12 protein-coding genes are annotated in these 9,342 nt (G+C 73.0%); 7 read left to right on the forward strand and 5 right to left on the reverse strand.

The genetic code is table 11. From position 1 onward, the window contains the following. The first annotated feature begins 1 nt into the window (after position 1). The 7 genes from asnB to CCN39_RS15410 are packed head-to-tail and all read left to right on the forward strand — an operon-like array spanning position 2 to position 6,946. Entirely contained in the window at positions 2-1,792 is a 1,791-nt protein-coding gene (gene asnB, locus CCN39_RS15380; protein ID WP_086842588.1) for an asparagine synthase (glutamine-hydrolyzing), read from the forward strand. Beyond that, positions 1,792-2,832, forward strand: a complete 1,041-nt coding sequence (locus tag CCN39_RS15385; RefSeq protein ID WP_086842590.1) for a PrpF domain-containing protein — start codon at positions 1,792-1,794, stop codon at positions 2,830-2,832. The genes asnB and CCN39_RS15385 overlap by 1 nt, the downstream gene beginning before the upstream one ends. Next, positions 2,814-3,938, forward strand: a complete 1,125-nt coding sequence (locus tag CCN39_RS15390; RefSeq protein ID WP_244210797.1) for an acyl-CoA dehydrogenase family protein — start codon at positions 2,814-2,816, stop codon at positions 3,936-3,938. Before CCN39_RS15385 ends, CCN39_RS15390 begins: the two co-directional genes overlap by 19 nt. Next, complete coding sequence (locus CCN39_RS15395) at positions 3,935-5,308, forward strand: dihydroorotase (protein ID WP_244210798.1); 1,374 nt, start codon at positions 3,935-3,937, stop codon at positions 5,306-5,308. The genes CCN39_RS15390 and CCN39_RS15395 overlap by 4 nt, the downstream gene beginning before the upstream one ends. Continuing rightward, the gene (locus CCN39_RS15400; protein ID WP_086842594.1) at positions 5,305-5,787 is read left to right on the forward strand and encodes a flavin reductase family protein; all 483 of its coding nucleotides are present in this window, start codon (positions 5,305-5,307) and stop codon (positions 5,785-5,787) included. Before CCN39_RS15395 ends, CCN39_RS15400 begins: the two co-directional genes overlap by 4 nt. A gap of 20 nt (positions 5,788-5,807) precedes the next feature. Beyond that, positions 5,808-6,260 (forward strand): luciferase domain-containing protein, encoded by a 453-nt coding sequence (locus CCN39_RS15405; RefSeq protein ID WP_086842595.1) that lies wholly within the window; start codon positions 5,808-5,810, stop codon positions 6,258-6,260. 59 nt (positions 6,261-6,319) lie between these two features. Next, positions 6,320-6,946, forward strand: a complete 627-nt coding sequence (locus CCN39_RS15410) for a PaaI family thioesterase (protein WP_086842597.1) — start codon at positions 6,320-6,322, stop codon at positions 6,944-6,946. Here CCN39_RS15410 and CCN39_RS15415 read toward each other — a convergent pair. The 5 genes from CCN39_RS15415 to CCN39_RS15435 form a co-directional block, all read right to left on the reverse strand. Then, a complete protein-coding gene (locus CCN39_RS15415) occupies positions 6,943-7,701 on the reverse strand; it encodes an MHYT domain-containing protein (protein WP_167455095.1) in 759 nt (252 codons plus the stop codon). The genes CCN39_RS15410 and CCN39_RS15415 overlap by 4 nt on opposite strands. An 18-nt stretch (positions 7,702-7,719) precedes the next feature. Further along, a complete protein-coding gene (locus CCN39_RS15420) occupies positions 7,720-8,280 on the reverse strand; it encodes a GTP-binding protein (RefSeq protein ID WP_167455096.1) in 561 nt (186 codons plus the stop codon). Between the two features lie 34 nt (positions 8,281-8,314). Continuing rightward, complete coding sequence (locus tag CCN39_RS15425) at positions 8,315-8,692, reverse strand: DUF742 domain-containing protein (protein ID WP_086842601.1); 378 nt, start codon at positions 8,690-8,692, stop codon at positions 8,315-8,317. Next, on the reverse strand, positions 8,689-9,123 hold the full coding sequence (locus CCN39_RS15430; RefSeq protein WP_043776520.1) for a roadblock/LC7 domain-containing protein: 435 nt from the start codon (positions 9,121-9,123) through the stop codon (positions 8,689-8,691). Before CCN39_RS15430 ends, CCN39_RS15425 begins: the two co-directional genes overlap by 4 nt. After that, a partial coding sequence (locus CCN39_RS15435; protein ID WP_143264046.1) for a hypothetical protein occupies positions 9,120-9,342 on the reverse strand: 223 nt, incomplete at its 5' end. The genes CCN39_RS15430 and CCN39_RS15435, both read right to left, overlap by 4 nt.

A 9,342-nucleotide genomic window follows, 5' to 3' on the forward strand; every position in this document is an offset into this window, starting at 1 on the left:
CATGTGCCGGATCTATGGACACCTGGGCGGTGACCTCGCGCACCACCACCTGCGCGCGGTTTCGGCGCTGCAGCGGCACGGCGGCCCGGATGCCCGGTTCAGCGCGGCCGGGGACGGCTGGGCGCTGGGCAACAACCGGCTGGCCATCATGGACCTCGACGGCGGCGAGCAGCCCTACCGGCTCGGCCGCGACATCAAGGTCGTCTTCAACGGCGAGATCTACAACCACGCCGAGCTGCGCCGCGATCTGCACGCCGCCGGTTACGTCTTCCACGACCACTGCGACGGCAACGTGCTCCCGGCCCTGTACCACCGCTACGGCCTGGACTTCGTCGACCACCTCGACGGGATGTACGCCATCGCGGTGCTGGACCTGCGGGCCGAGCCGAAGCTGGTGCTCGCGACCGACGACGCGGGCATGAAACCGCTGTACTACCACGAAAACCACCACGAGCTGTACTTCTCTTCGGAGCTGCCGGCGCTGCTGAGCGTTCCCGGCGTGCCGTGGGACCTGTGGGACGAAGGGCTCGACAGCTACCTCACCACCAAGACGCCGTTCGGCGAGCGGACGATGTTCGACGGCATCCGCGTGCTGCCGCGCGCGGCCACCGCCGTCTACACGCGCTCGGGCGGGCTCAAGATCTCGAAGCGCGCCGAAAGCGCGTTCCCGGCCGAGGACGGCGGCGACCTCGCCGCGACCGGCGCCCGGGTGCGCGAGACGCTGCGCACCGAGACCCACCGGCTCGCGCTGGCCGACGTGCCGATCTCGACGATCACCAGCGGGGGCCTGGACTCCAGCCTGGTGACGGCCCTGCTGGCGGAGAAGGTCCCGCACGTGCACGCGTTCAACATCGCCTACACCGGCGACTGGCCGTTCGACGAGAAGAAGTACGCCCGCGAGGTCGCGGCCCGCAGCGGCGCCACCTACCACCAGATCGAGGCGGACCCGGCGACGTTCCCCGGCCTGCTCGACGAGGTCGTGTGGCACCTGGGCCAGCCGAACGCCGACCCGATCACGCTCAGCACGTACCTGCTGTTCCAGGGGGTGCACGACGCCGGGTTCAAGGTGACGCTCTCGGGCGACGCGGCGGACGAGATCTTCGGCGGCTACGGCCGCATCCGCGACGCGCTGCTCGGCACCGAGGATTGGCCGAACGGGTATGTCGAGGCGCTCGCCGCGGTGCCGTCCGCGCTGCGCCAGCGTCTCTACACCGACGACTACCGGGAGTTGCTGCGGCAGCGGGGAACCGAGGCCGAGCGCATCGAGCGCCGGCTGCGCGCCGACGGCGGCGACCGGCTGGCCGCGATCACCGGGTTCGAGGTGGACGAACGGCTGCCCGCCTACCACCTGCGCCGCGTCGACCACCTGAGCATGGCCCACTCGGTCGAGGTGCGGCTGCCGTTCTGCCAGCGGTCGGTGACGCGCCTGGCCCGCCGGCTGCCCACCGAGCACCGCGTGCGCGGCCGGGAGGTCAAGCGCGCGCTCTACGCGGGCGCCCGCGGCCTGGTCCCGGACTCCGTGCTCGACCGGCCGAAACAGCCGTTCACCCTGCCGATCACCGCCATGCTCGTGCCGGGGCAGCCGTTGCACGGCTACGCCCGCGACATGCTGTCCGGCCCGTCGCTCTCCCTCGGCGGGCAGCTCGACCCGAAGGCCGTCGCCGGGCTGTTCGACGCCCAGGCCGCGCGGCCGAACGACGAGTCGGCGCTGGCCATCTGGTCACTGCTCATCCACCGGATCTGGACCGAGCAGCTGGCCCGCGGCGGCGCCGGGGAAAGGAGGGCGGCCTGATGCTCGCCCACATCGCACACGCCCACGGCAGCCCGAGCTCCACGCTGGTGCTGCCGGCCGAACAGCTGCCGTCCTCGGAGGAAGCGCTTGCGCAAGCGCTCTCCGACGGCGTCGCCTGGCTCGCCGAGCACGGCTTGGCCGCGGTCACGAAGATCGCGCTGGTGTCGGTCTCCGAGCACCCGCTGTTCGACCTCGACTACCGGTTCGTGCAGGTCATCCCGGGGGATCCCCTGCGGTTCGACTTCCGCGGCAGCTGCGGGCACTCGGTGCTCTCGTCGGTCGTGGTGGCCAGCAGGCTCGGCTGGCTCCCCCGGCTCGCGCCCGGCCACCGCGTCCGAGTCCGCGTCCGCAACACCGACGACCACGTGGTGTGCGAGGTCGACGAGTGCGTCCGCGACCGGACGACGTTCACCGCGCACTTCCTGAACCACCCCGCGGTGCCGCTGCACGAGCTGCTGCCGTTCGGGGAGACCACCACGGACCTGCCGTACGAGGACGGGATGATCCGGGTCAGCGCGGTCTCGGCCGGGAACCCGTACCTGTTCCTGTCCGGCCACGACCTCGGCGTGGACACGCCCGAGGAGCTCTTCGCCGCCGGGGAACCGCTGTTCCGCACGATGAGCGCGATCCGCCGCTCGGCCGCGCGCCAGTACGGCTACCCCGTCGGCGGCGCGTTCCCGAAGGTGGCCGCGGTCCTGCCGGACGGCGAAGACGGCCTCGCGGTGCGCGCGGTGTCCGTGCCGTCGTGGCACCCGACGATCGCGCTGACCGGCGCCGTCTGCCTCGGCGCGGCCCGCCGGATCCGCGGCACCATCCCGTTCCACCTCGCCGGCGGCGAGACCCGGCGCACCGCCCCGCTGCGGATCCGCACCGCGGGCGGCTGCACCACCTCCGCCGCGGCGGTGACCGGCCACGACCGGGACAGCGAGCTGTCCTGGGTCAGCGTCCCGGAGAAGACGGTGTCGTTCACCGGCGCCGTGTCCATCGACTCGTTCGAACCCCACGTCCTGAAGGAGGACTCGTGCCTGCTGTCGATCTGACCGCCCCCGCGAGGCTGGGCGCCGACGAGCTGGTCGACGTGCTGGACAAGCACGCCGCCGCGGCCGACGAGGCCGGCCGGCCCGCGCCGGAGGTGCTGGCCGCGCTGCGGGACTCGCCGCTGCCCGGTCTCGTCGTCCCGAAGTCCTACGGCGGCGCCGGCGCGGACGCGCTGGAGGCCAACCGGATGATCGCGCGGATCGCCCGGCACGACCCGTCGACCGCGATCATCGCGTTCCAGCACATGGCCGTGTGCAGCCGGATCGCCGAGTGGGGCAGTGACGCCCAATGCGCCGAGCTGCTGCCGAAGCTGGCCTCCGGCGAGTGGCTGGCCGCCTCGGCGTGGAGCGAATCCGGGGCCGGCGCGGCGAAGAAGAACCTGTCCACCATCGCCGACGAGCTGCCCGGCGGCGGCTGGACGGTCAGCGGCGGCAAGGCGTTCACCACCGGCGCCGGGATCACCGACATCTACCTCGTGCTCGCCCAGAGCACGCCGGTGACCGACGACGACTCCGCGTACGGCTCCGGCGGGCAGAGCTTCTTCCTGGTGCCGGCGACCAACCCGGGCATCGAGCCGGACCTCAGCCTCGACCTGGTCGGCATGCGGGCTTCGGCGACCGGGTTCGTCGAGCTCAAGGACTGCCGGCTCGGACCGGAGGCGCTGCTCGGGCCGCGCGACGCCGCGAGCACGATCATCGCCGGCGTCCGGCAGTCCGGGGCGACGCTCGGGGCGGTGTCGGCCGGCATCGCCGAAGCCGCCTGGGACCTCGGTTTCCAGGCCGCGCAACGGAAGTCACTGCTCGACCTGCAGGCGGTGCGGCACCGCCTGGTGGACCTGCGCGGGCAGGTGGAGTCCGCCCGTGCGCTCGTCGAACGGGCCGGCCGCCGCGACGGCACCGACCCCGGCGAAGTCACGCTGTACAGCAAGATCCACGCCTCCCAGGTGGCCGAGGAGGTCGTCGCGAGCGTCGCGCGGCTGCTCGGCAGCACCGGGTACGTGGTGACCAACCCGATCAACCGGATGGCCCGCGACGCCCGCGCCGTCGCGCTGATGGGCCCGACCAACGACCTGAGCCGAGAGCTGGTGAGCTTGCCATGGGCCGCGTGAAGGACCACGACCTCGTCGTGCGGGGCGGCCGGGTGACCGGCCCCGGCGGCGTCCGCGTCGCCGACGTCGCCGTCACCGGCGGGAAGATCGCCGACGTGCTCCCCGCCGGGAGCGGGGTGACCGGCACCGAGGAGATCGACGCGAGCGGGCGGTACGTGCTGCCCGGCCTGATCGACTCCCACGTGCACTTCCGCACGCCGGGCCTGACGCACAAGGAAGACTGGGCGCACGCGTCGCGCGCCGCGGTGGCCGGCGGTGTCACCACGGTGTTCGACATGCCGAACACGCAGCCGGCGACGTTCACCCCGGACGACGCCCGGGCGAAGGACGCCGAGATCCGGGGCAGCAGCCTGGTCGACTACCGCTTCCACGCGGGCGTCAACCCGGACGACGTCTCTTCGCTCGAGGCGTTCGAACCGGCCGAGGCGATGACCGCGAAGGCGTTCCTGACCGGGCACCACACCGCGCCGCACGTGCTGCGCGACCCGGGACGGCTCGACGAGCTGTTCGCCCTGGCCAAGCGCAAGGGCCTGCGGCTGCTCTTCCACGCCGAGGACGACGACGTCTTCCGGCTGCTGGACCAGTGGCGGGGTGCGCCGTCGGAGTACGGCGACTACGAACGGTTCCGGCCGCGCTCGGGCGGGATCGTCGCGGTGGCCAAGCTGATCGAGCTGGCCCGGCGGCACGGCACCGCGGCGCACGTGCTGCACGTGTCCAGCCGCGAGGAAGCTGACCTGCTCACCGCGGCCGGGGCGACCGGGCTGCCGGTCACCTGGGAGGTCACCGGGCACCACCTGTCGTTCACCGCGGCCGACACCGCCCGCTACGGCTCCCGGATCCGGCTCAGCCCCGCCATCCGGCAGCAGGCCGACCAGGACCGGCTGTGGGACGCGGTGCTGCGCGGCGAAGTGTCCACTGTGGGCAGTGACCACGCACCGCACGCCTTCGCGGACAAGGTGCTCGACGCGCCGGACGCCCCGCCCGGGCTGCCGGGGGTGCAGGAGCTGTTCCCGGCGCTCTACACCGGCCTGCGCCGCCGGGTACCGGACGCCACACCGGACGAACTGCTGCCGATCGTCACGCGCGTGATGGCCGCCGAGCCGGCCCGGCTGTTCGGGATCGGCGGCCGCAAGGGCGCCATCGCCCCCGGCCTGGACGCGGACCTCGTGCTCTTCGACCCGTCGCGGAACTGGTCGTTCGAGCCCGGCGACGTCCAGGCGAAGTGCGGCTGGACGGCGTACGCGGGCTGGCTGTTCACCGGCCGCGTCGAGCGCACGATCCGCCGGGGCCGCACGGTGTTCTCCCGGTCCGCGGGTTTCGGCGCGCCCGAGGGCGAGTGGCTGACCCCCGCGGTGGAGGCCGTCCGATGACCGCGGCGCTGCTCGACGAGTTCAAGGACGCGATGGCGGCGCTGGCCGGTGGGGTGTGCGTGGTGACCGCGCTCGACGGCGACGGCACCCCCCGCGGGTACGCCGCGACGTCGGTGACGTCGGTGTCGATGCGGCCGCCACTGCTGCTCGTCTGCCAGGCGAAGACGTCGAGCTCCTACGAGCTGTTCTCCCGCTGCACGCACTTCGGCGTCAACGTGCTGACCGCGGAGCAGGCCGAGCTGGCCGCGTTGTTCGCCACGCCCGGCGCCGACCGGTTCGGCGGCACCGGCTTCGAAACCGGGGAGCACGGCACGCTGCTGCACCCCGACGCGCTGGCGAGCGTCGAATGCCGGCGTCGCGAAACCGTCGACGCCGGCGACCACGGCCTGCTGCTGGGCGAGGTGTGCGCGGTGCGCACCCGGTCCGGCGACCCCCTCGTCTACCACGGCCGGCGCTACCAGCGCGTCCGGCCGGTCTGACCCTTCCGCTGGAGGTAACCATGTTCGAGATGCCCGACCGTCCCGGCCCGGAGCCGCGCACCCGCGGCCCGGTCCCGCACGGCCAGCTCAACCAGATCGCGCCGACCACGCTGCAGGAGGAGCTGTGGCAGCGGATGCGGTCGCTGGCCGGCGTCTACCTGGCGCCCACGCACGTGCCGTACCCCGAGGCCAGGGCGATCCACCTGGCCCCCGAGTTCGGCACCGGCCCGGACGACGCGTTCATCAAGCACAGCCGCGAGTTCGCGCACCTGCACCCGCCGCAGGACGGCAGCCTCCACATGACGCTGCCCCCGCTGGTGAAGAAGGTCGTCACCGAGGCCGGCTGGGGCGTCCCGCACCCGATCCAGAACACCCAGCTCGTCTACGGCCCGCGTGACCGCGACGAGATCGAGCTGGTGTGGCGGGTGCTGCTGGAGTCCTACACCTACGCGCGGGGCCGGCACACCGGCTGAGCCCCGCCCGGCCCTGCTAGAGTGGAACGTGTTCTAGTTCCGGGCCCCGGGAGCGCGCGATGTCCGAAAACCCGTTTCCGGTCGTCGACGGCGTACCACCCGGGCGGGCCCTGCTCGGCACCCGGATCCGCGAGCTGATCGAGGCTTCCGTCCACGTGCGCGACGACGAAGCCGAGCTCGCCGCGGCGAGCCGGGTCGAAGCCGTCACCGAGGCGCTGCGAGCGGCCGGCGGCGCGAAGCCGTTGCTGCTCGCAGCCCTCGAAGGCGGGGGTCACCTGAGCATCAACAACCCCCTCGAAGGGCCCGGGAACCCGCTGGCACCACCGCTTTCGTGGGTGCGCGTCGGGCCGGAGTCGGTGTGCGCCGAGGTCCTCCTCGGCGCCGCGCACGAAGGGCCGCCCGGCCGCGTGCACGGCGGCTGGGTGGCCGCGGTCCTGGACCACGTGCTGGGCCGCGCGACCGCCGCCGCCGGGTTTCCCGGGATGACGGCGTCCCTGACCGTCGACTACCACCGGGGAACGCCGTACGCGGTGCCGCTCACCGCCGAAGGCCGCCTCGTCCGCCGCGACGGCCGCAAGCTGCACGCCACCGGCGAGCTCAAGGCGGGCGACGTCGTCTGCGCGACGGCGACGGCGATCCTCGTCCACTTCAGCGCCGACCGGTTCCCGGTGGCCGCGCCGGACTAGGACGCGACCGTCGTGTGCCGGGGCGCCTCCGAGCTCGACGTCGCCATCAGGACCGCGCAGATCGGGACCGCCATCGCCAGCGCCGCCAGGACGAACACGGGGAACAGGAACGAGAACACCTCGGTGCCGGACGGGTCGGGCGCGCCCGGGTCCAGGTGCAGGCGCACCGCCGCCATGCCCGTGTAGTGCATGCCGGTGACCGCCGCGCCCATCACCAGGCCCGCCGCCAGCCGGGGCAGGAGCTTGTCCAGCCCGACCGTGAACCACAGCGCCGCCGTCGCCGCGACGACGGCGATCACCACCGACAGCACGACCAGCGTCGGGTCGTAGCCGATCGCGCCCTTGACCTGCACCGCCCACATCCCCGTGTAGTGCATGACGGCCACCGCGAGCCCGGTCAGCAGGCCGCCGAGCAGCAGCCGCTTCCACGCGAACCGGTTGCGGACGCCGAAGACCAGCAGCCCGCAGAACACCGCCACCACCGAGAGGATCGCCGACAGCGCCGTGCGCAGGATGTCGTACCGCACCGGCATGCCGGGCGTGGAGAACCCGAGCATCGCGATGAAGTGCATGACCCAGATGCCGACGCCGCCGATGGACACCGCCGCGAGCACCAGCCAGGTCAGCCGGGCCCGTGGGCTGTCGGTGGACCGCGCCTGCAGCGTGCAGGCGAGACCGAGGGCGCAGCCCACCACCGAGGTGAGGTACGCGAGTACGACGAGCCAGTTGCCCATCGCGAAGTCTTCGTGGTCCATGGGCATTTCCGGGCTCCTTCAAGCTTTGCGTGATCTGGGGGCGTGGTGCTCGGCGAGCGCGTGCTCGGCCGCGGCGATGAGGGTCCGCTTCGTCGACTCCGGCGAACGCGCGTCGCAGGTGACGACCTCCACCGCGGCCGGGATCTTGAGGGCCTCGCGCACCTGGTCGGGCCCGTGCTGGCGAGTGTCCTGGAACTGGTTGATGGCGATCAGGAACGGCAGGCCCCGCGACTCGAAGAAGTCGATCGAGGCGAAGGAGTCCGCCAGCCGGCGCGTGTCGACCAGGACGATCGCCGCCACCGCGCCGCAGACGAGGTCGTCCCACATGAACCAGAACCGGTGCTGGCCGGGCGTGCCGAAGACGTAGAGCACCAGGTCTTCGGCGAGGGTGAGCCGGCCGAAGTCCATCGCGACCGTGGTGGCGAACTTCCCCGGCACGTCTTCGGCCCGGTCCACCCCGACGGACGCGGTCGTCATGAGGGCTTCGGTCCGCAGCGGGGCGATTTCCGAGACGGCACCGACGAACGTCGTCTTGCCGGCCCCGAACCCGCCGGCCACGACGATCTTCGCCGAGGTGATCCGGCCTTTGGTGAGACCGTTCCGGGAAACACTGTCAGAGCGCACGTAGTCCACTGAGGACCCTTTCGAGCAGGTCGTTCCGTTCGTCCCAGGAGGCGTCCGCGGTGAGCGTGTCGCGGATCGACACCTGGCCGGCGATGAGCAGGTCGCCGATGAGCACCCTGGCCACGCCGAGCGGCACGCCCAGGTGGGCGCCGACCTCGGCCACCGACCGCTGGTGCAGGCAGAACTGCGTCACGACGGCCAGGGGGTTGGTCGGGCTGAAGGGGGCCGTCCGGCCTTCCGCCGTCGTCTCCACGAGGGCTTCCACCGCCAAGTCGACCGTCGGCCGGGTGCGACCGGCGGTCCACGCGTACGGGCGGGCCAGCGACGCCGCGTGCCGCCCGCCCTCGCGTCGCCGGCCTTCGGTCACCGGGCCGCTCCCGGCGCGGCCGCGGGCCGAGCCGGGGTCTCGACCACCTTCCCGACCCGGTCCACCAGCAGCGTCATCTCGTAGCCGACCAGCCCGATGTCGCAGCCGGGATTGGCCAGCACGACCAGGTTCGAGCCGTCGCCGACGTTCATCAGCAGCAGGAAACCCTGCTCCATCTCGATCACCGACTGCACCACCCGCCCCGCGGTGAACAGGTCGGCGGTGCCGAGCGCGAGGCTGGAGAGGCCGGACGCGATCGCCGAGAGCTGGTCGGCGCGGTCGCGCGGCAGGGTCTCGTTCGCCGCCACCAGCAGCCCGTCCGCCGAGACGAGCGCGGCGTGCGCGACGCCGGGCACCTCCTGGGTGAACGCCGACACCAGCCAGTTCCGGGACCTCTCGGCCACTTCCGCTCCTTCCTGCCGGGTACTCATCGCCGCTCCGCCTCCGGCTCGCCCGCGACCCGGTGCCGGGCCGCGCGCATGCCGCTGTAGTGCCGGGAAAGGTTGTTCCGCACCGCGGCCGGGTCGCGGAAGGACGGGTCCGGCGGCTCCTGCTGCGTGCGCGGGGCGACCGAGCCGGGCGCGAGCTGCGCGCCGGGCGTCCGGGCCGGCAGCCCCGAGTCGGTGAACTCGGCGTCGTCGAGGGTGCCG

The sequence above is a fragment of the Amycolatopsis kentuckyensis genome (genome assembly GCF_002155975.1).
GTDB lineage: Bacteria > Actinomycetota > Actinomycetes > Mycobacteriales > Pseudonocardiaceae > Amycolatopsis > Amycolatopsis kentuckyensis.

Excerpts from the sequence above, each read along its gene's own strand:
- CCN39_RS15410 (WP_086842597.1), top strand. The coding sequence starts at position 6,320 with ATGTCCGAAAACCCGTTTCCGGTCGTCGACGGCGTACCACCCGGGCGG.
- CCN39_RS15430 (WP_043776520.1), bottom strand. The coding sequence starts at position 9,123 with ATGAGTACCCGGCAGGAAGGAGCGGAAGTGGCCGAGAGGTCCCGGAAC.
- CCN39_RS15385 (WP_086842590.1), top strand. The coding sequence starts at position 1,792 with ATGCTCGCCCACATCGCACACGCCCACGGCAGCCCGAGCTCCACGCTG.
- CCN39_RS15405 (WP_086842595.1), top strand. The coding sequence starts at position 5,808 with ATGTTCGAGATGCCCGACCGTCCCGGCCCGGAGCCGCGCACCCGCGGC.
- CCN39_RS15415 (WP_167455095.1), bottom strand. The coding sequence starts at position 7,701 with ATGGACCACGAAGACTTCGCGATGGGCAACTGGCTCGTCGTACTCGCG.
- CCN39_RS15400 (WP_086842594.1), top strand. The coding sequence starts at position 5,305 with ATGACCGCGGCGCTGCTCGACGAGTTCAAGGACGCGATGGCGGCGCTG.
- asnB (WP_086842588.1), top strand. The coding sequence starts at position 2 with ATGTGCCGGATCTATGGACACCTGGGCGGTGACCTCGCGCACCACCAC.